The organism is Cellulomonas humilata, assembly GCF_013359775.1.
Classification (GTDB): domain Bacteria; phylum Actinomycetota; class Actinomycetes; order Actinomycetales; family Cellulomonadaceae; genus Cellulomonas; species Cellulomonas humilata.
Genome location: NZ_JABMCI010000052.1, coordinates 82,130 through 107,323 on the forward strand (window position 1 = coordinate 82,130; position 25,194 = coordinate 107,323).

General features: G+C 73.3%; 23 protein-coding genes. 3 read left to right on the plus strand and 20 right to left on the minus strand.

The genetic code is table 11. The features are described from left to right. Window positions 1–242: 242 nt before the first annotated feature. The 14 genes from HP550_RS04715 to HP550_RS04780 all read right to left on the minus strand — a co-directional run bounded on the left by HP550_RS04715 (window position 243) and on the right by HP550_RS04780 (window position 18,332). Window positions 243–1,007 carry a phosphate ABC transporter ATP-binding protein gene (locus HP550_RS04715; protein WP_246280558.1) on the minus strand — a complete coding sequence of 255 codons (765 nt, stop codon included), beginning with the start codon at window positions 1,005–1,007 and terminating at the stop codon, window positions 243–245. A gap of 131 nt (window positions 1,008–1,138) precedes the next feature. Beyond that, complete coding sequence (locus HP550_RS04720) at window positions 1,139–2,674, minus strand: hypothetical protein (RefSeq protein ID WP_175346432.1); 1,536 nt, start codon at window positions 2,672–2,674, stop codon at window positions 1,139–1,141. Between the two features lie 56 nt (window positions 2,675–2,730). Beyond that, window positions 2,731–4,098: an Ig-like domain repeat protein gene (locus HP550_RS04725; protein WP_175346433.1), complete on the minus strand. Its 1,368-nt coding sequence runs from the start codon at window positions 4,096–4,098 to the stop codon at window positions 2,731–2,733. Window positions 4,099–4,225: 127 nt separating this feature from the next. After that, entirely contained in the window at window positions 4,226–5,341 is a 1,116-nt protein-coding gene (locus HP550_RS04730; protein ID WP_175346434.1) for a COG1361 family protein, read from the minus strand. A gap of 51 nt (window positions 5,342–5,392) precedes the next feature. Then, window positions 5,393–7,021 carry an Ig-like domain-containing protein gene (locus tag HP550_RS04735; protein ID WP_175346435.1) on the minus strand — a complete coding sequence of 543 codons (1,629 nt, stop codon included), beginning with the start codon at window positions 7,019–7,021 and terminating at the stop codon, window positions 5,393–5,395. Window positions 7,022–7,047: 26 nt separating this feature from the next. Next, on the minus strand, window positions 7,048–8,028 hold the full coding sequence (locus HP550_RS04740) for a substrate-binding domain-containing protein (RefSeq protein ID WP_175346436.1): 981 nt from the start codon (window positions 8,026–8,028) through the stop codon (window positions 7,048–7,050). Window positions 8,029–8,170: 142 nt separating this feature from the next. Next, window positions 8,171–9,136 carry a sortase domain-containing protein gene (locus HP550_RS04745; RefSeq protein ID WP_175346437.1) on the minus strand — a complete coding sequence of 322 codons (966 nt, stop codon included), beginning with the start codon at window positions 9,134–9,136 and terminating at the stop codon, window positions 8,171–8,173. Beyond that, on the minus strand, window positions 9,133–11,688 hold the full coding sequence (locus HP550_RS04750; RefSeq protein ID WP_175346438.1) for a hypothetical protein: 2,556 nt from the start codon (window positions 11,686–11,688) through the stop codon (window positions 9,133–9,135). Before HP550_RS04750 ends, HP550_RS04745 begins: the two co-directional genes overlap by 4 nt. Next, window positions 11,688–13,316 carry a phosphate ABC transporter substrate-binding protein PstS gene (locus HP550_RS04755; RefSeq protein ID WP_210767666.1) on the minus strand — a complete coding sequence of 543 codons (1,629 nt, stop codon included), beginning with the start codon at window positions 13,314–13,316 and terminating at the stop codon, window positions 11,688–11,690. Before HP550_RS04755 ends, HP550_RS04750 begins: the two co-directional genes overlap by 1 nt. Before the next feature lie 32 nt (window positions 13,317–13,348). Next, a complete protein-coding gene (pstA, locus tag HP550_RS04760) occupies window positions 13,349–14,473 on the minus strand; it encodes a phosphate ABC transporter permease PstA (RefSeq protein ID WP_175346440.1) in 1,125 nt (374 codons plus the stop codon). Further along, complete coding sequence (pstC, locus tag HP550_RS04765) at window positions 14,473–15,486, minus strand: phosphate ABC transporter permease subunit PstC (RefSeq protein WP_175346441.1); 1,014 nt, start codon at window positions 15,484–15,486, stop codon at window positions 14,473–14,475. Before pstC ends, pstA begins: the two co-directional genes overlap by 1 nt. Before the next feature lie 127 nt (window positions 15,487–15,613). Continuing rightward, a complete protein-coding gene (locus tag HP550_RS04770) occupies window positions 15,614–17,179 on the minus strand; it encodes a protein kinase domain-containing protein (RefSeq protein WP_175346442.1) in 1,566 nt (521 codons plus the stop codon). After that, entirely contained in the window at window positions 17,176–17,958 is a 783-nt protein-coding gene (locus HP550_RS22915) for a lytic murein transglycosylase (protein WP_175346443.1), read from the minus strand. Before HP550_RS22915 ends, HP550_RS04770 begins: the two co-directional genes overlap by 4 nt. Further along, entirely contained in the window at window positions 17,955–18,332 is a 378-nt protein-coding gene (locus HP550_RS04780; protein ID WP_175346444.1) for a hypothetical protein, read from the minus strand. The genes HP550_RS22915 and HP550_RS04780 overlap by 4 nt, the downstream gene beginning before the upstream one ends. A 270-nt stretch (window positions 18,333–18,602) precedes the next feature. Between HP550_RS04780 and HP550_RS04785 the strand changes: the two genes are divergently transcribed. Continuing rightward, on the plus strand, window positions 18,603–18,815 hold the full coding sequence (locus HP550_RS04785; protein WP_175346445.1) for a three-helix bundle dimerization domain-containing protein: 213 nt from the start codon (window positions 18,603–18,605) through the stop codon (window positions 18,813–18,815). Window positions 18,816–18,882: 67 nt separating this feature from the next. Continuing rightward, the gene (locus HP550_RS04790; protein ID WP_175346446.1) at window positions 18,883–19,287 is read left to right on the plus strand and encodes a hypothetical protein; all 405 of its coding nucleotides are present in this window, start codon (window positions 18,883–18,885) and stop codon (window positions 19,285–19,287) included. A 28-nt stretch (window positions 19,288–19,315) separates the two neighbouring features. On the opposite strand, the gene HP550_RS04795 is transcribed toward HP550_RS04790, so the two are convergent. The 3 genes from HP550_RS04795 to HP550_RS04805 are packed head-to-tail and all read right to left on the minus strand — an operon-like array spanning window position 19,316 to window position 21,843. Beyond that, on the minus strand, window positions 19,316–19,708 hold the full coding sequence (locus tag HP550_RS04795; RefSeq protein WP_175346447.1) for an arsenate-mycothiol transferase ArsC: 393 nt from the start codon (window positions 19,706–19,708) through the stop codon (window positions 19,316–19,318). Next, window positions 19,705–21,096: an NAD(P)/FAD-dependent oxidoreductase gene (locus HP550_RS04800; protein ID WP_175346448.1), complete on the minus strand. Its 1,392-nt coding sequence runs from the start codon at window positions 21,094–21,096 to the stop codon at window positions 19,705–19,707. Before HP550_RS04800 ends, HP550_RS04795 begins: the two co-directional genes overlap by 4 nt. A gap of 15 nt (window positions 21,097–21,111) precedes the next feature. Then, window positions 21,112–21,843, minus strand: a complete 732-nt coding sequence (locus tag HP550_RS04805) for an aquaporin (protein WP_175346449.1) — start codon at window positions 21,841–21,843, stop codon at window positions 21,112–21,114. A gap of 46 nt (window positions 21,844–21,889) precedes the next feature. Between HP550_RS04805 and HP550_RS04810 the strand changes: the two genes are divergently transcribed. Then, on the plus strand, window positions 21,890–22,564 hold the full coding sequence (locus tag HP550_RS04810) for an arsenate reductase/protein-tyrosine-phosphatase family protein (protein WP_175346450.1): 675 nt from the start codon (window positions 21,890–21,892) through the stop codon (window positions 22,562–22,564). Window positions 22,565–22,668: 104 nt separating this feature from the next. Here the strand turns inward: HP550_RS04810 and HP550_RS04815 are convergent, their stop codons facing one another. The 3 genes from HP550_RS04815 to HP550_RS04825 all read right to left on the minus strand — a co-directional run bounded on the left by HP550_RS04815 (window position 22,669) and on the right by HP550_RS04825 (window position 25,101). Next, window positions 22,669–23,202 (minus strand): DUF3592 domain-containing protein, encoded by a 534-nt coding sequence (locus HP550_RS04815; protein WP_175346451.1) that lies wholly within the window; start codon window positions 23,200–23,202, stop codon window positions 22,669–22,671. A 97-nt stretch (window positions 23,203–23,299) separates the two neighbouring features. Beyond that, window positions 23,300–24,181 carry an aldo/keto reductase gene (locus HP550_RS04820; protein WP_175346452.1) on the minus strand — a complete coding sequence of 294 codons (882 nt, stop codon included), beginning with the start codon at window positions 24,179–24,181 and terminating at the stop codon, window positions 23,300–23,302. A gap of 71 nt (window positions 24,182–24,252) precedes the next feature. Beyond that, entirely contained in the window at window positions 24,253–25,101 is an 849-nt protein-coding gene (locus HP550_RS04825; protein WP_175346453.1) for an SDR family oxidoreductase, read from the minus strand. Between the last annotated feature and the right edge of the window lie 93 nt (window positions 25,102–25,194).

The following is a 25,194-nucleotide window of genomic DNA, read 5'->3' on the forward strand; positions in this document are numbered from 1 at the left end:
AGGAAGGCCAGATCGGCCATGGGTCTCACAGCGCTTTCGACGACGGGCGGGGGCCGCGATCGAGGGCCACCCGGCGGTCCTCGAGGGGACCGCAACCGCAGGTCTACGCCGCCGCAGACGACCTCACGCCCGTCTTGACGGAACCTTGACGGCCACGCCCGCACTCTTGGCGCAACCTTGTCGGTCCTCCCTCCTGTGGCGCCGTCGTCGACAGGCCCGAGCCCCGGTCTGCCGGCCTGCACTCACCCGAACCGGCCACCCACGTACGCGGCGGTGCGCTCGTCCTGCGGCGACTGGAACATGGCCTGCGTGTCGCCGTGCTCGACGATGACTCCGGGAGTGCCCTGCGAGGCGAGGAAGAACGCGCACTGCTGCGACACGCGGGCGGCCTGCTGCATGTTGTGCGTGACGATCACGATCGTCACCTCCCGCGCGAGCTCCGTCATCGTCTCCTCGATGACGCGGGTCGACGTCGGGTCGAGCGCCGAGCACGGCTCGTCCATCAGCAGGACCCGCGGCCGGACGGCGAGGGATCGTGCGATGCAGAGCCGCTGCTGCTGGCCGCCCGACAGCCCACCACCCGGTGCCCCGAGACGGTCACGGACCTCGCGCCAGAGACCCGCCTTGGTCAGCGACTCCTCGACGAGCTGGTCCTTGTCCGAGCTCGACGCGCGCACGCCCGTGAGCTTGAGGCCGGCGAGGACGTTCTCCTTGATGCTCATCGCCGGGAACGGGTTCGGCTTCTGGAACACCATGCCGATGTCCCGACGCGCCTGGGTCAGCCGTCGCGACGGGTCGTAGATGTCCTGTCCGTCGAGCAGAACCTCACCGGCGAGGGCGGCCGAGGGCACCAGCTCGTGCATGCGGTTGAGGATCCGCAGGAAGGTGGACTTGCCGCAGCCCGACGGGCCGATGAGCGCGGTGACGATGCCCGCGGGCATGGTCAGGGACACCCGGTCGAGCACCTGGTGCTTGCCGAACCACGCCGAGATCGACTGGGCGCGCAGCTCCGCGAGGCGGCTCGGCGCCAGGGACGGGGGCAGCTCGTGCACCGGCGGCGCGGCGAGCAGTCCGATCGAGCTGGGACGTCCGGCCGGCACGGGCGAGAGGACGACCGTCGAGTCGGACTGGTGGTTGCTCACGAGACTCCTCCCGCGCCGTTGGCGCGTGCGATGGCGCGGGCGGCGAGCGCCAGCGCAGCGAGGGCCCCGGCAGCGCCGAGGCCGAGCAGGGTCCACTGCACCGGGGTCCAGCGACGCGCGCCGGCGGTCCACACGAGGTCCGGCGCCGGCCCAGGGTCGGCGCCGACGTCCGCGGCCGGGATCACCTCCGCGCCCCCGGCCGGACCGGGCGCGGCGAGGTCGGGAGCCGCGGACGGAGACACCGCCGCCCGACGGGGACCCGAGGACGGCTTCTGCGTCGTCCCCGGGGGCACGGTCGGCGTCGTCCCGGGGGGCACGGTCAGCGTGAGCGAGCCGTCGTCGGTCCCCGCCGCGACGGCCGGCGGGGCGATGGTGATCGCGGCCGCGGCCGTCAGTGCGAGGACGGCCAGCACGACCAGTCCTGCACCGAGGGCACGGGTGCCCTGCGCGGACGCGGTCTCGATCTCGCGGCGCGTCTCGGCGACCATCCGCTCCCAGTGCTCGGCACCCCCCCGGCGCCGGCGGCGTGTCCGGCGCACGAGGTACCAGACGGTCGCCGCGACGAGCACCACGAGGGCCAGCCCCGTCCACGAGACGCTCAGCACGGTGGTCCGCGCGGTGCTGGAGACGAGCGGGATCTCGGTGTCGGGCCCCGGCGCTGCGGCCATGTCGACGTCGACGACCGCGGTGGACACCCCGAGCGGCTCGACGCCCTCGAGGACCGAGACGACGGTAAAGGAGTCGCCCGGCAGGACCTCGCGGGTCTGCTCGGCGTCGAGCGACGCCAGCGTCCGGCCGAACGGTCCGGTCACCCGCACGCGCGGGACGCCGACCACCTTGACGTTGCCGGTGTTGACCACCTCGTAGGTGACAGTCATGGGCGCCGAGGCGAACGGCACGAGGGAGGCGTCGAACGTGCCGCTGACCTCCCGCACCTCGAGCGCGGGGGCCAGCTCTCCGGCCACCCGGAGGTTGAGCCGGACCGCCACGCGCGTGTCGATCAGCACTCCCGCGCTGGTGACCTGCGTCTGGACGGGTGAGACGACGATCCCGCCGGGGTGGTCGCCGGGCGAGGCCTCGGCGGGGACCGCGACCGTGAAGGCGAGGGACGCGGTCGCCAGCGGCGGGATCGTGACCGTCGGGCTCGCGACGGTCACCCACGCGCCCAGGTCGGTCGGCAGCTGGGCCGCCGGTGAGAGGTCGTAGCCGCCGGACGGCGTGTTGAACCCGTCGGCCCCGTACACCGCGAACTCACGCTCGACCGTCGAGGAGTTCGTGATGAGCACGTGCTCCTCGACGGTCTCGCCCGCCGCCGCCGCGAGCTCGAACCGGGTCCGTCCGTCAGCGGCGCCGGCCGAGTCCGCGGGCGTGACCGCCCACGCCGCCGCGGTGTCGTCTGCGAGGGCGGCCGGGGCGGCGCCGAGCGTGAGGAACGCCGTCAGCGCGAGGACGGCGGCGGCGAGCAGGGGGCGGTGGGCCGCCATGGGTTCTCCGATCGGGGTGGTGAGGAGTGCACTGGTCGGACGTGCCACGGCCGGGGCTCCTCGACGCGTCGCGCGTCGAGGAGCCCCGGTCCGTGGCGCCTCGGTCAGCCGCCGACGAGCGTGACGGTGACCGTCGACGTGTACGAGCCCGCCGAGGTCGCGCCCGGGATGGCCAGCGCCAGGCCCGCGGCGAGGGTCGAGACCCCGCGACCGGGGGTCTGCGCCCGGCCCAGGAGCGAGCTGGTGGACAGGCCGGCGCTGGAGGCGTCGTCCAGGAACGAGGCGACGGGCGGACCGGCCTGCGCGACGAGCGGGCTGCCGGCGTCCGGCGTCATGCTCGGCGTACCGGGCGTCCAGCCCAGGTACTTGGCGCCGACCGTGGCGGAGGTGCCGGTGAAGTCGGACGCCTGCGCGTTGACCTCCCAGCCGGTCAGGAGCGCGTCCCGACGGGTGTCCGTGACGGTCACGGTCGGGAAGACGCCTGCCGCGGTGACCCGCGAGTTGTCCACCGAGCGCGAGCCGGTCAGGGCGACGGGCGTGTCGAACGGGACGCTGAAGATGAGCGACCCGTCGACCACCGGCGCCTCGGGCACCGTGAGCACCAGCTGCCCCGTCGCCGAGTCGATCCCGAGCGAGAGCGAGAGGCTCCCGCTCGAGGCGAGGTACGCGGCGGTGTCGGTCGGGGCGAAGTCCGCGGTGTACGCGTGGGTCCCGGCGCTGGGCGCCGACACCGTGTAGGCGGCCGAGCCGGCGGCGACCGGCGTGGTGCCGAGGACCGTCGTGCCCTCCTTGAACGTGACCTGACCGGCCGCGCCGGCCGGGGCGACCGCGGCCGTGAGGACCAGGTCGGCGCCCGAGGCAGCGGCGGTGAGCGTGGTCGTCGTCGCGACGGCCTGGGTGCCCCCGCCGGACGGGTAGGTGTGCGACGGCACGGACCAGGTGAGGTTGGCCGTCGTGGTGCCCGTCAGGGTCAGGCCGGTCTCGAAGTACGCGATGGAGTTCCCGTCGACGTCGCGGCACGCGACCAGGAACGGCAGCGTGGCGGTGTTCCCCGGCTGCGAGGCCAGGTAGGTCAGCGCCTGCGGCTTGCCCATGAAGTCGCCGCGACCCGTGTACGGCCGTCCGGACGAGTCGACCAGCACCGAGACCGGGCCGAACGGCACCTGCTCCCAGTCGATGACCGGCACACCGGCCTGCGGGATCCGGATCAGCGGCTGGATGACACCGGAGCCCGCCGGGCAGGTGGCGTCCACGGCCAGCGACTGCCACGGACGCGTGGCCGTCGTGCCGCTCGTGAGGACGTCGGCCGCGGTGTTCGCCTCGAACCCGCCGGCGTTCGCGAGGAAGTAGATGTTGCCGGGGATCAGCGGACCTTCGTCGTTGGCGGCTGCGGGGCCCGCCACGGCGACGAGCGCCGCGCCCGTCGCGCACGTCCCGGCCACCAGCGCGGCCACAACTCTCCTGAGCTTCATCGAGCAGTCCTTTCGAGGACGATCTGGCGTGGGTTCACGTCACGTGCTGTCGCACCGCGACGAGGATGGAGTCCGGAGGTGAACGCCGGGCCCCCGCAGGGCGTCCGCGGGACGGCGTGCGGGGCAGTCATCGCACCGCCTGCAGCCGGGGCGCCTCGACCGCCGGTCCAGTCGTCGGGGCCGACCTGCGGCGGACCCTCCGGACGACCAGCCCGAGGGCGACGAGCACCAGCAGCGCGAGGAGCGGCCACGGGACGGCCCAGACCCGCACGGCACCCGAGACGGTCCCCACGCCCGGGTCGTCGCCCGCCGCCGGGGCCACCGCGGTCGCGTCGACCGTGACGGTCTCGAGCACGAGCGGCCAGACGCCTGGCACGGTCGTCGACCCGCGCACCTCACCGCCGGGCAGCAGCTCGTCGACCCGGTCGCCGTCCACGCGTTCGCGGAGCAGACCGAACGCACCGCCGACCGCGACCTCGGGCTCGACGGCCATCCGGACGTTGCCGGTGTTCCGGAGCGTGTAGTCCACGGTGACCTCGCCCGCACCGACCAGGGACGCCGCGTGCCAGGTGGCGGAGACGTCCGTGACCTGGAGACCCGGGTCCAGCGGACCGTCCACACGGATGTAGACGCGCGCGGCGACCCGCTGCTCGAGCTCGATGCTCGGTGCGTTCTCGGCTCCCTGTCCCACGCTCTCCAGCGACGCGACCAGCGCACCCAGGTGGTCTCCGGGCTCGGCGTTCGCCGGGATCGAGACGGTGAACGGGACGACGGTGTAGCCGAACCCGGCGTCCGCGGTCTGGGCAGCCACGTCGACGGTGGACGCCCCGGGGACCGCGATCCAGGCGCCCGCGTCGGTGCTGGCGTCGTCGCGTGCGCGGACCGCCAGACCCCCGCCGTCGGCCATCACGACGTCTCCGCCGTAGACCTGCAGCTGGACCGCGGTGTCGTCCTGGTTGAGCAGCGCGGCGTGCTCGTAGACCACGGCCCCCGGGGGTGCGGTCACGCTGAGGAACGGCCGGTCGTCCGGACGCTCCGGACCGGCGGGGCTGATGCCGAACGAGACGAGGTCGGCGGCGGCGGGCGGCAGCGGGTCGGGTGCGGCCGCAGCGGGGCTCGCGCAGAGCGCGGCGGCGCCGAGCACCGCGACCACCGCGAGGAGGGGACGGAGGCGGTCGAGCATCAGGTCGGGCCTTCCAGAGGTGTGAGGGACGGGGAACGCCTGCGGGGAGGTGAGGCGCATGGCGCCCCACCTCCCCTGGTCACCGCCCGGCGACGGCCGGGTGGACCGCCGTCAGACGGCGGTGAAGGTGACCGTCGCGGTGTAGAGACCGGGTGCCACCGACGTCGGCACCTGGTCCACGCCGAAGACACCCTCGATGTGCGCGGTGCCGAGGGGCTGGCCGGCGCCGTAGGTCGCGAAGACCTTCGGGACGTCCAGGCCGTCGCTGGCCGGCGCGTGGTTGGTGAGGGTGACGTTTCCGGCCTGGAGCGCGTTGCCCGCCACCTGGTCGGCCACGAGGCCGGTCAGTCCGGCGTGCAGGCCCGAGAACGAGCCCGCCGCCGAGGTGAACGGCCCGGAGACGACCGACGCCGTGAAGCCGAGGTTGCCGGCCCGGGTGTCGGTGATGACGATGTCCTCGAAGGCGGCCGACGCGGAGTACGTCGAGTCCGCGGGGTCGAGCACGGCGGTGCCGAGCGCGAGCGGGTTCGACGGCGTGTACGGCGTGGTGATCGAGATGGCACCGACGGGGATGTCGACGGTGACCGTCTGCTCGTCCACCGCGCCGGACAGCTCGTACGTCGCGGCGACGGGCGCCGAGACCGAGCCGCTGTACGGGGCGGTCCCCACGAAGTCGGCGGTCAGCGAGTGCGCGCCGGCGCCGAGCACGTTGGTGGTGAAGTCGGCGACGACGCCACCGACGACCGGGAGCGAGCCGAGCACCGTGGTGCCGTCCTTGAAGCTGACGGTGCCGTTGGCCGCGCCGGACGAGGCCACGACCGTGGTGCTGAAGGTGACGGCCGAGTAGGCCGCGCCGGAGACCGGGGTGACGCCCAGCGTGGTGACCGTGGTGCGCGCAGCCACAGCGGTGACCACGACCGAGACGGACGCGGACGTGGAGGTTGCGTGCGAGCCGCCGAGGTACCGGGCGGTCACCGCGTTGGTGCCGACGGGCAGCCCCGCGGTCGACAGCGTCGCGACGCCGCCGGTGACGGTCGCCGTGCCGAGAGACGTGGTGCCGGCGAAGAACTCGACGTCACCGGTCGCAGCGGCGGGGTCGACGGTCGCCGTGAGGTCCACGGACGTGCCGGCCTCGACGGTCGTCGCGGACACCCCGAGCACCGTGGTGCTGGGCTCGGAGGGGAACGCGGCGGCCGGGATCGACCAGGTGAGGTTCGCGGTCGAGGTGCCGGTCATGGTCAGACCGGTCTCGAAGTACGCGATCGAGTTGCCGTCCACGTCGCGGCACGCCACCAGGAACGGCAGCACCGCGGTGTTGCCGGGCTGCGACGCCAGGTAGGTCAGCGCCTGCGGCTTGCCCATGAAGTCGCCGCGACCCGTGTACGGGCGGCCGTCGGAGTCGACCAGAGTGGAGACAGGCCCGAAGGGCACCTGCTCCCAGTCGATGACCGGCACGCCGGCCTGCGGGATGCGGATCAGGGGCTGGATGACGCCGGTGCCCGCGGGGCACGTCGCGTCGACGGTGAGGGACTGCCACGGCCGCACCGCGGTGGTGCCGCTCGTGATCTGGTCGGCGGGGGTGTTCCCGTCGAAGCCCCCGGTGTTCGCGAAGAAGAAGATGCTGCCGGGGATCAGCGGGCCCTCGTCGTTGGCCGAGGCGGGACCTGCGACGGCCACGAGCACCGCGCCTGTCGCGACGGTCGCGGCCAGCGCGCCGGCCACCAGTCGGTTGAGTCTCATCGATCTGCTCCTGAGCTGTCGGTGGATCAGTTGACGGTGAAGTTGGTGACCGCGGCCTGGGTCGGGACGCCGCAGGCGCCACCGTCCGCGGCCACGGAGAGCTGCTGGAAGCCGGCCGCCTCGATGAGCGGCTGCGCCGAACCGCTGCAGATGAAGCCGTCAGCGGCGAACAGCGACGTGAAGTACGGCTTGGTCAGGTCGGCGGTGCGCACGACGTTGTAGAGCGCGCGCTGGAACGTCCAGCCGCCGGTGAGCTTGATGCCGGTCGCGGTGAGGAACCGACCCGTCGAGAACGGGGAGACCGCGTTCGGGTTGGCCGCGATCGGCGCCGCGTCGTGCTCCTGGACCTCGACCACCGAGCCCGCGAGGGTCACGGGCGTGCCACCGTTCGCGGCCTGGAGCTGGGCGAGGAAGACCGTCCGGGTGCCCGACCCCGTCTGCGGGATCTGCGGGACGATGACGCCGTTCGCGCCACCCAGCTGGCTCCAGTTGGTGAAGGTGCCGTTGTAGATGCTCACCATCTGGGCCGCGCTGATGCTGGCGGGCGCGTTCGACGTGGACGCGACGGCGAGCTTGAGCCCGTCGACCGCGAAGGGCACCTGCCAGAGCCCGGCTGCGACCTCCGCCGAGCTGAGCGAGGACGACGACCGCGCGAAGTTCACGTTCGTGTTGTTGCCCGCGCCGTACAGCAGCGCCTTGCCCGCACCGGAGCCGTTCGGCCGCGTGATGGCCGTGGTCCCCGCCTTGAGCACGACGGTGGAGCTGCCGGTCGCGTCGAACGACACCAGACGCGCGCTGGCGCTCGCGTTGTAGCCCGGGGAGAACACCCCGGCGCGACGGCCGTCGGCGATGTAGTTGAGCGCGAACTCCGTCGTGTCGGAGCCGACGCCGACGATGTCCTTGACCTGCGGGGTGGGGTCCGCGTAGGCCGGCGTGGCGGCGATGGACGCGGCGACGACGCCGGTCAGGACGGAGGCAAGAATGATCGAGACCCTCGATCGCTTCATGGGAGGGAGCCCTTCGTGACTGTGGTCGGTGGGCCGGTGTCCCGGCCCACCACAGACGCTCCCCACCGAGGAAGAACCCCCGCCCGTCATCAGGTGAACGAGGGACAGCGCAGGCTCGACCGCAGGACGTCCCGGGCCGGGGTCAGAGCAGGTTGGGCAGCAGCTGGGCGGCCGCGTCGGTCGAGGCCCAGGCCAGCGCCACGACGATCCCCGCGGCGACTGGCCAGACGGCGCGGCCGGGGAGGCGACGCAGCGCGACCGCCGTGGCCGCGACCGCGAGGAGCAGGCCCTGGAGGCAGAGGGCGAGCTGCGGCAGCACGCTGCGATCGGCTGCCAGTGCCTTCTCGGCGTCCGGCACTCCCGCGGGGCGCCCACCGGGGCCCGTCGCGGCCTCGCCGACGAGCATCGCGTCGACGTACACGGTCCGGACGGGCGTGATCGACGCGAGCGGACCGTCGCCCTCGGACGTGACGAGGGTGATCCGGGCGGCGCCCGCGTCGAGCGCGGCGGGGAGCGGGTCGCCCGCGCGGCGGACCCCGTCCACGCGGTAGACGAACTCGCCCTGACCGGTGGTGACCTGCAGGCCGTCGCCCGCCCTGAGCAGTGCCACCGACCGGAACGGCGCGCCGTACGCGGCGGAGCGGCCGTAGACGAGGGACACGCCGGCCTGGCCGGGAAGGGCGGTGTCGCGGCGGTGCCCCGGCCCGGCCGTGAGGTCTCCGGATGCTGTCCCCTCGACGACGACCTGCCGCACGCCGAGCGTCGGGATCACGAGGAGTGCCACGGGGTCGCCCGGCGTGATGCTCCCCCCCGTCGGCGCCGTCTCCGCAGCGAGCTGCTGACGGAGCTCGGCGTGCAGCACCTGCTGCGCACGCGTCTGAGACAGGCCGCCGAGGACGAAGAGCTGGAGCAGGGCCCACCCCGCGAGCGCCGCGACCAGGAGCATCGCCGTGTAGGCCACCGAGGCGGCCTCGGGCATCGTGGGGCGGGGAAGCCGGGGCGGCACCGGGCGGGGCGGGCGCCGGGGGGCACGCACGCGGCGCTCGGGCGGAGGCAGGACGCGGCCAGGCTCGGGCGGCGCGAACGGGTTCGCCTCGACGACGCTCACGAGGCGCGCCGCCTGGTGGCCAGGCTGCGCAGCAGCGGTGCCCCGAGCACGCCCGCGAGTGCCAGGCCGAGGGTCGCCTTGACCGCCGTGCCGCCGGCCCCCGACTCCTGCGCCACCGTGGTCCCCGAGGGGCCTGCCGCCTCGACGTCCGCCGACGCCGGTGCAGGCAACCCGTCGACGGTCTGCGGTGTCCCGCCGACCGGCACGCCACCTGAGCGGGGCGCCGGTGGCCGGACCGCCAGGGAGCCGGTCGCCGCGCCGAGCGGAACGGTGGCCGGCGTGGTGGGTGGAGCGACGGCAGGACCCTTCTGCGCCTCGATGGTGCTCGCGGCCTGCTGCGCGGCGGCGTAGAGCGCGGCGGTCGGCCCGGTCGACGCGATCGGCACGAAGCCGTCCGGCAGCTGCCCGTTGCCGGGTCCGCTGATCTGGCCTTCGGTGGTCGCGGTGCGGATGAACTGCGCGACGTGCCCGGCGTCGGCCGCGTCCAGGCCGGAGACGCGGGCCGCGGTGCTGACCACCATCGTCCCCGGGTAGCCGGTCGGGTCGAGCGAGGTCCGGTCGAACGTGAAGGGCTTGCCCGGGGCCGTCTGGGTCGCCTGCGCAACTGCGGTCGACATCGTCGCCACGCTCGGTGCGACGAAGGTCGCCCCGGGGCCCGTCCCGGCGGTCCTCAGCTCGGCGGTGCGCAGGCCGTACCGCTCCGCGTCGCCGAGCGAGACGAGCCCGAGCATGAACCGCACCCCGTAGTTCTGCCGAGCGATGCGGCCGAACTTCCACGGGTCGGTGGTCGTCGAGCGGGTGCACTGCGTCTGCACGTTGGGCCACGCGTCGAGGACCGCCTCGGAGATCTTGCGCAGGCTGTTCACCGGTGCGGCGACGAGCCCCAGGTACGGCGACCGGATGAGCTGCTCGCACTCGCGGGTGCTCTCGCGCACGTACGTGTCCAGCATCGGCCAGTCCTCGCGCGGCACGTCGATGTCCTGGTAGCTCGGGTTGACCCGCATCCCCCACGGGTCCGGCTCCCCGCCGAGGAACGCCATCGCCTCGGGGTCCGCCGCGAGGTAGCCGGTCACCGCGGTCATCACGTCCGAGGCCTCGGACAGCGACAGGATCGTCGCCTTCGCCTCCGCCGCCACCGTGGACAGCCCCGGGTTGAGCTCGAGGAACTCGGGGTCGGTGTTGAGCGCCAGCGGGTTGTTCTCGAGGCCCTCATGCGCGCGGACGTCGTTGGTGGCCGGGTACGACTGGGTGAGCAGCTTGGCGAGCAGGCGTGGAGTCATCCGCAGCTGCGTCAGCTCCCCGGCGTTGTCGGGCAGGTCGGCGACGAAGGCGACCCCGAAACCGGTCACCGCCGTCGGCGCGTAGGCCAGGTCGACCGTCGAGCTGCGCGCCGCGTCGGACACGAACGCGGCGACCGCGTCCCCGGTGCCCAGGAGCCGTAGCGCGGAGGACTCCGGCATCCGGTTGTGCTGGAACTTGAACCGGTCGGCACGCAGGCAGTACGCGGGCGCCCACTGCAGCGACGCCTGGTTCAGCAGCTCCGATCCGTACATCCCCACGGGCGCCCGCGAGTCGAGGACGTCGCAGGCGTCCGGCGGGAGCGCGAAGTCGAGGGGCACGCTGAACCGGTTGCGCCAGTTCGACTCCGACCACCAGAACCGCGGCGACACGGCGTCGTCGACCCCGACGTCGGACAGGTTGGACGAGCCGGGTGCGAAGTCCCCCGTCTGGAGGCAGGCGGGATCGGCATCCAGGCAGCTCAGGCCCATGATCGGGATGACGACGAGTGTGCACGGGACCTCCGAGGAGCAGCCGAGCGACTCGTTCTCCGTCGAGGTGCGCATCTCGAACTGCACGTCGCCGGTGCCGTCCAGGTTGGTGAACGCGGCGATGTCGGCGGGCGGGAGCGCCGCGTCGATCGCGGACTCGGGGGCGATCGTGGTGTTGCTGCACGACGGGTAGACCGTGCCGCTCGCGGCCTCGAAGGGCAGCAGGTGCTGCGCGAAGACCGAACCCGGCAGCAGCCCGCACTCGGCGGGCCAGCCGGGAAGCGTCTCCTGGTCCGCGCGGTCCTCGTCGGACGCGTAGCGGTCGTGCCGCCAGACCCCCGCCGAGACGACGCCGGCGGCGTAGCGCTGCAGGTACGTGGAGGTCCAGCACGTCTCCGGGCGCACCTGCTCGGCCTCGGGCGCGCTCGCGTCGTCGACGCCGCGGCACTGCAGGATGACCACCGGGTACTCCTGGTTCATGCCGTTGAACCCGTACGGGTCGGCGGACCGACCGGCGCTCGGGCGGGCACCTGACCAGCTCACGTGGATCCGCTCGCGGCCGCGCAGGCTCTGCGTGCGGTCCACCTGCACGGTCACCTCGCGCGAGTCGACCGTCGTCGTGGTCCCGTCGGTGGCGACGTGCTCGCGCGTGAGGGTCTTGGTCTGCCGGTAGTCGACCGGGTCGGCCGCTCCGGCAGGCGCGGCGGTGACGACACCGGTGAGCAGGACGGTGCCGACGGCCACGACGAGCGCGGCCAGCCGACGCGGCGAGAACGCGGTCATCACAGGGCCGCCGCTCGGCGGGCACGCACGGCGAGGAGGCCGGGCACGAGGACGATCGCGAGCAGCTCGGCGGCCGCGAGCGCACCGAACGCCACGCTGCCACCCGCGGGGCGGGCTATCTGCGTGGACACGGAGCCGCTGGCGACGTCGGACCCGCCCGACCCACCGCCCCCGACGGGAAGTCCGGTCTCCGGGTCGATCGTCACGGCATCGTCGACCCCCGCCACCACCTCGCCCCCGGCACCTGCGGCGTCCGCGCCCCCGGCCGCACCGCCGCCCCCGCCGGCGGCCGCGCCACCACCGGACGCAGCGCCTCCCGCGGTCCCGGCGCCCCCGGCGGTCTGGCCGGCGCCGAGGCACGGCCCGGCACCCTGCTTGTCGCACTCGGCCGGCGCCGGGGCGATCTCCGCCAGCTTGTTGCGCGCCAGGTCACCCGCGACGAACGTCGGGTTGTTGCACTTGGTGGCGTCGCGGTTGCTGACGTCGACCGCCGGGTCCGCCGCGCCCAGCTTGGCCACCTGCTCGAAGCCCGCCTGGACGAGGTTCAGCGGCAGCGGTGAGTACCCGTAGGCGCCGGCTTTCCCCTGGCCCTCGCAGAGCGAGTAGAACATGAAGTCCACCAGGCTCTGCCGCTTGTTGGTGGTCATCCGGGGGTCGCTCGAGCCGGTCGGCAGCAGCATGTAGCTGTACGACGACAGCGGGTAGGACCGCGGGTCGGGGTTGGCGTAGACGTCGTCGAGGATCTGCGTGAGGTAGTTCTGCGACGCGGGGTCGGAGTTGATCCGCGCCTTGGTCAGGGCCACCGCGACGGCGTACTGCGTGGGCTCCACGTAGACGCCGGCGGCGTTGAGCACCTTCACCACCGGGTACCCCTTGTTGATGGGGTAGGAGTACTCGACGTACGCGATCGTGCCGTTCCCGGCGTCCGACGCGACCGTGTTCATCACCTGGTCCGAGCTCGAGGCGCCGATCATCCGGCTGCCGCTGGGCTTCGGGTAGTAGGACGTCAGCCCCGACCGCCCGAAGTACGCCCGCCAGATCGACGGCTGCGCGGTGTCCAGCCACGTGGTGAACTGCGCGGTCGTCCCGGAGCCGTCCGAGCGGACCACCGGGATGATCGGCTGGTCCGGGAACGTCCGGCCGTTGTTGTCGGCCTTGATCGCGGGGTCGGCCCAGCTGGTGATCTGGCTGGTGAAGATCTTGGCGATCGTCTCGCCGGACAGCCGGATGTCACGCACCAGCTGCCCGCCGGACTCCAGGTGGTACGTGAACGCCGTGCCGCCCGCGACGATCGGCAGGTAGGCGAACTGGCGACCGTTGGCGTTGTCCGCGTTCCCGTACTCGTCGGTCTGCTGGTACGGGATCTCGGAGATGCCGAAGTCCGTGGTGCCGGACGCGAAGTCCTTGCGGCCCTTGGACGACCCTCCGCCGGTGTAGACGACCTTGATGCCGTTGGCGTCCACGTCGGCGATCCACTGGTCGACGATCACCTGGCTCCACGTCGAGCCGGTGCCCTCGATCTGCCCGTAGGCGGCGAACGCGGGCGTCTGACCGGTCAGCAGCACGAGCAGCACCGCCCCGAGGGCCGCGAGGGCGCGCCGCGCTCGGCGACGGCTCGGATCAGGCACGTGTCCTCCAGGGCTGGGGCGCGGGAGCCGGGTCATCGCCGGCCCGTCCGCGGTCGGGCGATCCGTCGCGCCAGCACGAAGAGCGCCAGCACGAGGAGCAGCAGGATCGACGCGGCGGCGAAGCCGCGCTGGACGTAGAGCGGCTCACCGCTGCGGATGGCCGAGAAGATGAACAGCGGCAGCGAGTTCATGGCGCCGACCGTCGGGTTGAGGACGACGAACGACGCGGCCCCCGAGGTGAGCAGCACCGGGGAGGTCTCCCCCACGCCGCGCGCGACGCCGAGGATGAGGGCCGTGGCCAGCCCCGCCCGGGCAGTCGGGAGCACCACGTGCCACACGGTCCGCCAGCGCGACGACCCCAGCGCCAGGCTGGCCTCGCGCAGCCCACCCGGCACCACGCGCAGCACCACGTCGGCGGCGCGCGCGATGATCGGCAGCATCATCACGGACAGGGCCGCCGCGGCGGCGACGCCCGAGCGCGGGACGCCGAGCGTGAGGATCAGCACGGCGTAGATGAACAGCCCCGCGACGATCGACGGCAGGGCCGTCATCGCCTCGACGACCGTCCGGACGACGCGGGAGAAGCGACCGCCGACCTCGGTCATGAAGACGGCGGTTCCGATGCCCAGCGGCACGGTCACGACGACCGCGATCGAGATCTGGATGAGCGACCCGAGGATCGCGTGCAGGACTCCACCGTTGGTCAGCGGGTCGCGCGGGCCCACGCCCGCCATGTCGTCGAGGAACATGTTCGAGTGCGTCAGGGCACCGGCTCCGCGGACGAACGTGAACGCCACGGTGCTGACCAGGGCGATCGCGACGACCGCTGCCCCACCGCTGATCACCGCGGCCGCGAGCCGGTCGGTGACCATCGGCCCGTCGGACGTCGCGGCCGTGGCGACGGTGACCACCGCGAGGAAGACCGCGAAGGCCGTGAGCACGAACGCCAGAGGGTTGCCCCAGGGCAGCAGCCGGAAGCAGACCACCCAGCTCAGCGCGACGCCGGCGAGCACGGACCCGACGAGGATCGCGCGGTCCTCCGCCTTCGTCCCGCCGGTGCGGCGGCGTCGTGGGGGCGCGGTGGGTGCCTGGTCGTCGGCGGGGCGCACCCAGGTGCGGGGAGCCGCATGCGGCGTCCGTGCCTCGAGCACCGTCATCAGATGTCCGTCCCGACGCCCGAGCGGCTGCGCGCGACGACCATCGCCGCGACGGTGTTCACCACGAGCGTGCCGAGGAAGAGGACCAGTCCCGCGGTGAGCAGCGCGGAGAGCTGCGCGTCGTCGGCCTCCCCGAAGCGCAGCGCGATGAGCGCCGAGACGGTGTTGGTGCCGATCTCCAGCGGCTGGAACTTCAGGTCGAAGGCCGGGGAGATGATCAGCGCGACCGCGATGGTCTCCCCGAGGGCCCGGCCGAGGCCGAGCATCGTGCCGCCGATGATGCCGCCGCGGCCGAACGGGAGCACCACGGAGCGGATCACGCCCCACCGGGTCGATCCCAGCGCGAGGGCGGCCTCGCGCTCGCCGAGCGGAGCCTGCGAGAACACCTCGCGCATCACCGCGGAGGCCATCGGGAGCACCATCATCGCCACGGCCAGCCCGGCGACGAACGCGGACGCGGTGTACCGGGTCTGCTCCCAGAGCGCCGCGTCCGGGTCGGTGTCCACCTGGAAGAAGGGGAGGAAGCCGAGGTAGGAGTGCAGCCAGCGGGCGATCCCCTTGGCATAGGGCTGCAGCAGCAGGAACCCCCAGAGCCCGTAGATGATGCTGGGCACCGCGGCCATGAGGTCGACCACCGAGACGAGGGCGCCGCGGATCCGCGCCGGCGCGTACTCGCTGATGTACAGCGCGGTGGCCAGGCCGAGCGGGAAGGCGAACACGAGCGCGACGAGCGCGACCGTCACCGTGCCGACGAGCACGGCGGCGATGCCGACGCGGTCCGCCTCGGGCTGCCAGTCCGTCTCGGTGAAGAACGACCAGCCGTAGTGCCGCAGCGTGGGGAAGGCCTGGACGGCCAGGAACACCCCGATGCCGCCGGTGATGAGCAGCACCGTCGCACCGACGCCCCGGGCCGCGACCACGAAGGCGCGGTCGGAGCCGCTCAGGCGGCTGGAGAGTCGCCGGGGCAGCGCCGAGCCGACCTGCGGGTCGTCCACCCGCACCTGCGTGCTCATCGCTGCCGCCACGCTCCTCGCTGCTCGTCCCCTGCTGCCTCCGCAGATCGAAACCTGGACCGATGACCGAGTGACGCCGCGCCGGTGAACAGGGGACGAACGCGCGCAGCCCGGCAGACGCGTCGGCTCACGGCTCGGTCGAGGGCGAGGGGGTCGGCAGGGTCGCAGGGGTCGGCGTCGGCGTCGGCGAGGCTGACGGTGCGACGCCGACGAGCACGACGACCGTCCCGCCCGCGGGCACCCGCGCCCCGGCCTCCGGCTCGCTCCCCTGCACGACCCCCGCCGTCGACGCGGGCACCGCGCGCTCCACGACCGCGAACCCGGCAGCCACCAGGGTGGAGCGAGCGTCCGCGAGCTCCCGCCCGCTCACGTCCGGCACGCCGACCAGCCCGGTGGACACGATGAGCGCCACCGGATCACTCGGACGTGCCGGAGCACCGCCGGCCGGGGCGCTGCTGAGCACGGTCTCGGCGGGCGCAGCCGCGTCTGCCTGCACCAGCTCGCCGAGCGTGAGCCCGGCCGCCACCAGCGCGGCCCGTGCGTCGCCCAGCGTGAGACCGACGAGTGCCGGCACCGCCACCTCGGTCGGCACGGGCGGCGGAGTCGTCGGCTCTACCCGTGCGGTGGGGGTTCCCCGGGTCGGCGTTGCTCGGGTGACGGGTGGAGTCGTCGCGACCGCCTGCGACGGCGGCTCGGCCGTCGAGGGCTGAGCCAGGGCGAGCCAGAGGACGAACGCCGTGCCGAGGATCGCGATGCCCACCGTCACCCAGGCTCCCCCGCTGGTCGGTCGCCCGCCGAGCACGGGCCCGACCGGGCGGACCGGCAGGAGCTCCCTGGTGGTCCGGACGTACCCGGCGCCCCGGGGCGGGTCCGGCTGCGCCGCACGCGTGCCGGCGAGCAGCAGAGCGACCCGGACCTCCGCGCGCAGGTCTGCCGCACCGCCGTGTCGACGGTCCGGATCCTTGGCCAGCGCGCGCCGCACGATCCGGTCGATGTCGCTCGGCAGGCCCGGGCGGACCGCGCTGGGCAGCGGCGCGACCTCGGACACCTGGGCGGCGAGCACCGTCTGCGGATCGCCGTGGTCGAAGGGCGGCCGGCCGGTGACCAGGTGGAACAGGAGAGCGCCCGCCGAGTAGACGTCCGAGCGGGCGTCGCCCCGCGCGCCGGTCGCCACCTCCGGCGCGGCGTAGTGCGGGCTCACCGTCACCCGAGGGTCGGCCGGGTCCGGCTCGGGCGTCGCGCCGACGTCGAGCAGCACCGCGCTGGGCCCGCCCAGACTGGTCACCATCACGTTCGACGGCGACAGGTCGAGGTGGAGCACTCCCCGTTCGTGCGCGTGCTCCAGGCCCGCGAGCAGGCCGTCCAGCACGGTCAGCGCGTCGCGGGGCTGCATCGGTCCGCGTGCGAGGAGGTCGGTGAGCGTCCGTCCCACCACTAGGTCCAGCACCAGGTACGCCCGGCCACGGGTGTCCGTGCCGGCGTCGAGCACGTGCACGACGTTCGGGTGGTCGAGGCGCGCACCCCCACGCAGCTGCGCCCACGGATCGGCTCCGGTCGGCACGGGGACGCGCACGACCTTGACGGCCACGTCCCGACCGAGGCGGACGTCGACGGCGGCGAAGACATCGGCCGATCCGCCGGAGCCGAGGAGGCCGCCGAGCGCGTACCTCCCGCCGAGCAGCTGCCCGGTCATCGTCCGGCTGCGGTGGCGAAGCCGTTCGCCGTCGCGAGGACGAGCGCCACGTAGGCGTCGTCGTGGTTGTAGGACAGCACGGCCGCCTGCCATCCCTCGGGTGTCGCGAGGTCCCGCCCGGACGCGCAGAGGTACCGCGCGGCTGCGAGCGCGGCGTCGTCGATGTCGTTCGGGTCCTGCGCACCGTCGCCGTCGCCGTCGGAGGCCCAGCGGCTCCACGTCGACGGCAGGAACTGCATCGGGCCGACCGCGTGCGACCACACGGCATCGCCGTGCCAGGCGGTGTCCTCGGCCCGCGCCGGGATCGCCGCGGTCCCGCCGGACCCGTCGAGCGCTGGTCCGACGATCGGGACGCTCGGTCGGCCGTCGGGCAGCAGGTGCGCACCGCCGTGGGTGCCGTTGCCCGACTCGACGGTCCCGATCGCGGCGAGCGTGGTCCACCCGAGGTGGCACCCGGGACCGAGACGCGCCACGGCGAGGGTGGAGTCGGCGTACGCCTGGAGCGCCACGGTCTCGACGCCGGTCGCCGCCGAGACTGTCGACACCCAGGCGCCGGACGCGCGATCGACCGGCGCCACGACCTCGTGCGACGTCAGCTCGACCGTGCCCAGGGGAGCTCCGGGACTCTCAGCCTGCGCGGTGCCGACCGGAACCGGGAGCACGGCCGCTCCGCTCGCCACAGCAGCCTCCTGCACGGCCGCGAGGCCCGTCAGCACGACCACCGCGGTCGCCCCGACCCCCGCAGCAGCCCAGCCCAGCCGGGTTCGCGCCGAGGTCACAGCGCCGGGCGTCGCGCGACCCGGGGAGACGAGACCCGGCGGTAGGTGACGACGGCGGGGTCGATCTGCGCCACCGGCGCGAGCAGGACGAAGTCTCGGCACGCGTGCGCGCACCGCACGCGCCGGTCCTTGTCACCGATCCCCTGCACCACCGGGGCGTCGTCAGCGGTGAGGAACCACTGCCAGCGGTACGTCTCGGTGAGCCGGAGGAGCGGCACGAGCGACCCGATCGACGCGCGCACGGCCTCGACGGACTCGCGTGCGGCAGCGCTGGTCGGCAGCGCCACGGTGCTGCGGGCGAACCCGCGTCCGTTCGGGCTCACCAGCCGCCACCACACGGCGTCGTCGTCGGAGAACCGGTAGAGCTGGAACACGGGCGGCACCGTCCGCATCCCGTCCTTTCATCGTGGCGCCTGTCTCGGCGCACCCGGTGCAGTCCAGCCGATCGGCTGCATCTGTGAGCAACCTGTGCGGGACCGCAGGACGAACACCAGGCGACCGACGGTCGACGATCAGACACCACGGACGTATCGCACAGCCGTCACCCGGACGAACGTCCAGGTCGCAGGCCCCACCCGTTCCGGCGTGATGACGCGCTGTGCTCCCGGTTGACGCCGGGTGCCCGGCCAGCGACCCTGTCGGACATGCCCCTCCAGGACGAAGGCCGCGCGATCGACGAGGTCGTCGAACGCCTCGCCGCCCGGTTCCCCGACATTCCCGCAGCCACCGTGCGCGAGGTCGTCGAGGCCCAGCTGGCGCAGTTCGACGGGTCGAGCGTCCGCGACTTCGTGCCGGTCCTCGTCGAGCACGAGGCGCTCGAGCTCCTTCGGGGCGGCGAGAGGGAGACTCAGGCGTGAGAACGGTCCTCTCCGGCACGTCGTTCGTCCTCGACATCGATGCTCCGCGTGGTCGCATGATGGACGCATGGGAGTGCCGAAGCAGACTGCCGCGAGCATCGAGATCCCGGCCGATCCACGTCTCGCCTGGAGGGCGTTGACGACGGTCGCCCGCGCGACGGATCAGGCGCCCGCCGTATGGCACCTCGAGCACGCCGACGTCACCCTCGACTCCACCTCCCCGGGAGAGGCCGCGCGCGGGACCGGGAGCTGGCACGGCATCGACTACCGAGTCTCCGCACACCTCGTGCCCCGCGGTGCACGAGCAACCCTGGTGGTGCTGACCGCCGACCCGGAGTCCGAGCCGCTCGGCATCCGGGGCACCACACGGGTCTGGGCCTCACACCGCCAGGCCCGCCGCGACCTGGAGGCTTTGGCCGCGGCGCTGGGGATCCAGGTCGCCGAGTGGACCTCGACGCCGGGTTCGGCCTGACGACACCTCACGACCGCGCGACCGCCCGCTACCGGGTACGGCTCGTCACGGCGAGGAGGTCGGCCACCAGGCTGTCGATGTGGTCGCGGAGGGGACGGATGCCCTCGACGTCCCACGAGGCCGGGTCGGGCAGCGGCCAGACGTCGACACGGTCGTGGGCCGGCAGGTCGAGTCCCGGCTTGAGTGCCACGATCACGTCGGCCCGGGCGGCGAGCTCGTCGGTCAGGAGCTGGGGGACCTGGTCGCTGCGGTCGATGCCGATCTCGGCCAGGGAGGCGAGGACCGTCTGGCTGACGGCGGCGTCGGGCTCGGTGCCGGCCGAGACGATGGTGACGTCGGAGCCTGCCCGGGCTGCGGCCAGCCCGGCGGCGAGCTGGGACCGGCCGGCGTTGTGCACGCAGACGAACAGGATGGTGGTCATGCAGGTGCTCCCGTGGTGAGGGTGGATCGGTGGTGGCGGACCCAGTCCTGGGTGGCCAGCTGGACGGCGTCCCACGGTGAGCCGAGGGGCGGGGTGTAGGACAGGTCGAGCTCGCTGACGGCCTCGACGGTCATCTCGTGGAAGAGCGCGGTGGCCAGGGTGTCGACGCGCTTGGCGGTCTGGGTGGTCAGTCCCCCGACCAGCTGGGCGCCGAGGAGCCGCCCGGTGCTGGTGTCGCCGGTGATGCGGATGGAGATCGGCTGGGCGCCCGGGTAGTACCGCTTGTGGTCGTCGGGGCTCGAGTGCGTCGTGGCGGCCGGGTAGGCCGCGGTGGCGTCGAGGTCGCGCAGCCCCGTGCGGGCAGCCACGAGGTCGAACACCTTGACCACCTGAGTGCCGACGCTGCCGGCGTAGCGGGCGTTCCCGCCGAGGGCGTTCTCGCCGGCGACGCGGCCCTGCTTGTGGGCGGTGGTGCCGAGCGGGAGGTAGCTGCGGCCGAGCAGGCGGTGGTGGGTGATCACGCAGTCGCCCGCCGCCCACACGTGGTCGAGGCTCGTGCGCATGTCCGAGCCGACGTCGACGGCCCCCGCCGGTCCGGTGGTAGCGCCGGCGGCGACGAGCAGCTCGGTGTCGGGCCGCACCCCCGTCACGACCAGGACCAGGTCGACGTCCCACGCGATCGGGTCGCCATCGGTGGCCTGCGCGTCGACGCGGAGCCCGCCGTCGCGCCGGGCGATCCGGGTGACGGAGGTGCCCGTGTGCACGTCGACGCCGTGGCGCAGCAGCTCGGCACGCACGAGGGCGCCGAGCTCCGGATCCACGGTCGGCAGGACCTCGGGGAGTCGCTCGACCTGCGTCACGTGGATCCCGCGCGCGGTGAGCCCCTCGGCCATCTCCAGGCCGACGTAGCCGGCGCCGACGATCAGTGCGCGACGGGGTGCGGCACGATCCAGCGTCGCCATGAGGTCGAACGTGTCCCCCATCGTGTGCAGCAGGTGGACGCCGTCCCGCGGACCGAGCTCGTCGAGCCCGTCGATCGGCGGCCGCACCGGTACCGCTCCGGTGCCGACGACCAGGGCGTCGTACCCGATCCACGCCTCGCCGTCTCGGTCGCGGACGCGCAGGCGCCGGCCGGGGACGTCGATCGTGGTGGCGAGCGTCTCCAGGCGCAGTCGCATACCGGTGGCCTCGAGGTCCTCGCGGGTCCGGTGCGCAAGGTTGCGCCAGTGCGTGACCTCGCCGGAGACGTAGTACGGGATCCCGCAGATCGAGTAGTTGGGGTAGGCGTCCGCGACGACGACGGTGACCTCGGTCGACTCGTCGAGCTCGCGGGCGCGCAGGGCGGCGCTGATGCCGGCGTCACTGCCACCGACCACGACCAGGTGCATGGCGTGCCTTCCTCGTCAGTGCACGACGGCGGGCAGGACCTGCTCCGCCGAGAGATCCCGTGGCGAGCCCGCGGGAGAGAACACGACCACCGCGACCACGCCGAGGACGGCGCCGACCACCTGGGCGAGCAGGAACGGCGGCACGGAGCCCGGTGCGATGCCCGCGAAGGTGTCGGAGAACATCCGTCCGACGGTGACCGCGGGGTTGGCGAACGAGGTCGAGGAGGTGAACCAGTACGCGGCCCCGATCCAGGCCGCGACGGCGGCCGGCACGAGAGCGGCTCGACTGCTGCGCACCAGGGCGAAGATCACCAGGACGAGCCCGGCCGTCGCGACGACCTCGCCGACCAGGAGCCCGCCGCCGGTCCGCTGCGTCGTAGCCATTGCCGGTGCGACCTCGAACATCAGGCCGGCGAGCAGCGCCCCCGCGACGCCGCCCGTGCACTGCGCGAGCACATAGCCGGCGACCTCGCCCCAGGGCCGCTGCTCCGCACTCCCCCGCGACAGCACCCACTCGGCGCCCGTCACGACCGGGTTGAAGTGCGCCCCGGAGACCGGGCCGAGCACCACGATCAGCACCGCCAGCCCGAGCACGGTCGCGGTCGAGTTCGCCAGCAGCTGGATGCCGACGTCAGCGCTCAGCGCGCTGGCCATGATCCCCGAGCCGACGACGACGGCCACCAGCAGGGCGGTGCCGAGGAACTCCGCCGCGAGGCGTCGGGACAGTGGCAGGGGTTCTGTGGTCACGGCGGCATCTTGACCTGGGGAGGATCACTCAGTCAATATTGACTCAATGAACACTGAGTGGCATGCAGAGATCGAGCGGCGCGCAGCACTGCACGCCGTCCTGGCCGATCCCGGTCGGCTGGCCGTCGTCGAGCTGCTCTCGCTGGGCGATCACTCCCCCTCCGAGCTGTCCGCCGAGCTCGGCATGGCCTCCAACCTCGTCGCCCACCACGTCGGCGTGCTCGTCGAGCACGGCCTGGTCTCGCGGCGACGCTCCGAGGGCGACCGGCGTCGCACCTACCTGCACCTCACCCCCGACGCGGCGATCGTCCCCTCGGGGTGGACCATGCCCCGCCCGCGGCGCGTGCTGTTCGTCTGCACCGCGAACTCCGCGCGGTCGCACCTGGCCGTCGCCCTGTGGCACCGCACCAGCAGGATCACGGCGGCCTCGGCCGGCACGCACCCCGCCGCAGCCGTGGCACCAGGGGCACTGGCCGCGGCCGCCCGGCACGACCTTCCCCTGCGCGACGCCAAGCCCCGCCTGTTCAGCGACGTGCGACGCGAGGGCGACCTGGTCGTGACCGTGTGCGACCACGCGCACGAGGAGATGGGCGACGTCGCGGACCTGCACTGGTCCGTCCCCGACCCGGTCCGGGCTGCCGACGACGCGGCGTTCGACGCCGCCCTCGAGGAGATCGCCCGCAGGGTCGACGACCTCGCCCCCCGTCTCGCCCACACCTGACCGTCAGGGCGACGACCGAGGACCGCGCACGAGCACCCCGACCTGAGCGTCGACCGCCGGCACACCCCGGCGACCGGGTCCTGACGTCGTCGTCCGGTGCCGCGTCACCGGTTCAGCGCCCAGCGCGGGAGGCGGCCTCGCAGGCCCAGCACGCCGCCGACGACGAGCGCGCCGGTGAGGCCGGCGAACAGGACGACGTACACGCGGTTGGTGTCGTCTCCGAGCTCACGGACGAAGGCCTCCGGGTCGGCCGGGTCGTACTGGACGGTGAGGACGTCACCGACCTCGGGCATCCCGCGGTACTCGTCGGTCCGGGCCCGTACGTCCCGACCGTCCTGCGTCCGGAACTCGACCGCGACCTCGCTCCGTCGGTACAGCGGGATCACGTCGACGACGGTCGCCTGTGCCGTCGGGCTCGCGGGACCGATGTGTGACCCGTCGTCGGCGGCACCGACGGCGAGGACGGCAAAGAGCACGGCGAGCACGAAGCACGTGACACCCGCTCCCCGCTGCGACCTCCACGCCCTGCGCGATCGGCTCACGGCCGGCGTCGGACCCCCGACCACGGGTGCCGCCGGGGCGTCGATCGCCACACGGAAGCGGCGCGGCGCCCGGCGGTTGCGGCGTCCCTCGCTCATCGACTCTCGTCCACGTCAGCGAGTGTGCCGCACGAGCAGGCGCCGCTCAGTCGGTTCCCCGCCGGATCATCGACGACCTCAGGTGGGCACTCGCCGGTCAGGCCTCAGGGATGGGCCGGCCGTAGTTCTCCAGGGTGATGCTGTCGGGCTCCGGGCCGCCGCGGACGCCGGTGTCGAGGGCGTCGATCGCGGCGACCTCCTCGGCGGTCAGCCAGAGGTCGAGCACGTCGATGTTCTCCGCGATGCGGGCCTTCTTCGTGGACTTCGGGATCGCGGAGCGGCCCTCCTGGACATGCCAGCCGATCATGACCTGGGCCGGCGTCTTCCCGTGCCGCTCGCCGATCTCGATCAGGGTCGGGTCGTCGAAGCTGCGCCTCGCGGACTCCCGGTAGGACGTGATCCCCCCGATCGGCGACCACGCCTGGGTGAGGATGCCGTGCTCGACGTGCAGCGCCTGGAGCGCCTTCTGCTGGAAGTACGGGTGCAGCTCGATCTGGTTCACCGCGGGGACCACGGTGGTCTCCGCCAGCAGGCGCGAGAGGTGCTCGGGCATGAAGTTGCTGACGCCGATCGCGCGGACCCGACCGTCGGCGAGCAGCCGTTCCAGCGCCCGGTAGGCGTCGAGGGTCAGGTCGAAGCGGCTGGGCAGCGGCTGGTGCAGGAGCAGCAGGTCGATCTGGTCGACGCCGAGCTTCGCGGCGCTCTTGGCGAACCCGTGCAGCGCCGCGTCGTACCCGTAGTCGCTGATCCACAGCTTGGTCTCGACGACGACGTCCGCCCGCGCCAGGCCCGAGGCCCGGAGGGCGTCGCCGACCTCCCGCTCGTTGCCGTAGGCGGCCGCGGTATCGACGTGGCGATAGCCCAGGCTCAGGGCGTCCTGGACGGCGGCCGCTGTCTCGTCCGGCGGGGTCTGGAACACGCCCAGACCGACCGCGGGGAGCTGGACTCCGTTGTTGAGGGTGATCGTGGTGTCTGTCATGTCGTCCACGTTAGGCACGAGCGGCCCACGGGTGAGAGTCACTGTCAGTGCCTCCCAGGCCGGGAACAGGCTCAGCTCTCGTCGAGGGACATGGCGGAGGACAGCTCGCGGTGGGCGTCGACCTGCTCGAGGAGCAGGTGCGCCTTCTGCTCGACGCCGGCAAGGGCGTCGGCCCCGGCGACGAACCGCAGCGGAGGGGTGTCGAGGGCGGCGAGCGTGACGAGGGCCGCGCCCAGCTTGGCGGGGTCGCCGCCCTGCTGACCGTTCATGCCCTTCCACGCCGCGATGGTCTGCGTGGTGCGCTCGGCGTAGTCGTCGATGGACAGCTCGGGCCAGATGGACGACGCGCCCTCGACCAGGAGCTCGGTCCGGAAGAAGCCGGGCTCGACGATCGTCGTGCTGATCCCGTAGGGCTCGACGTCGTACCTCAGCGACTCCATCCAGCCTTCGAGAGCGAACTTCGAGGCCGCGTAGGCGGCGCAGAACTCCTGCCCGATGATCCCGGCGGCCGAGGTGATGGTGACGACGTGACCGCTGCGCTGCCGCCGCATGATCGGGAGGACCGCGCGGGTCACGTTCAGCGGGCCGAAGAAGTTGGTCTCCATCTGCGCCCGGAGCTGCTCAGGGCTGATCTCCTCGAAGTACCCGGCGTAGAAGTTGCCGGCGTTGTTGACCAGCACGTCGATCCGACCGAACCGGTCGACCGCCGCCGCTGCGGCCGCCTCCGCCGCGACGGGGTCGGTGACGTCCAGCGCGACGGTCAGCAGGTTCCGGTGCGCGCCGATCGCGTCCTGGACGCGCTCCGGGTCGCGACCGGTGGCCACCACCTCGTGCCCCGCGCTCAATGCTGCCTGGGCGATCTGCACGCCCATCCCACGGCCCGCGCCGGTCACCATCCACACCTGCTGCTGCTCGGTCATGCTCGTGCCTCGATCCGTCTCGGGTGTGCCATGTGGTGCGGCACGAGCCCATGCAACCCGCGACGGGAGGGCCGAAGAAGTCACTGCTGGAGG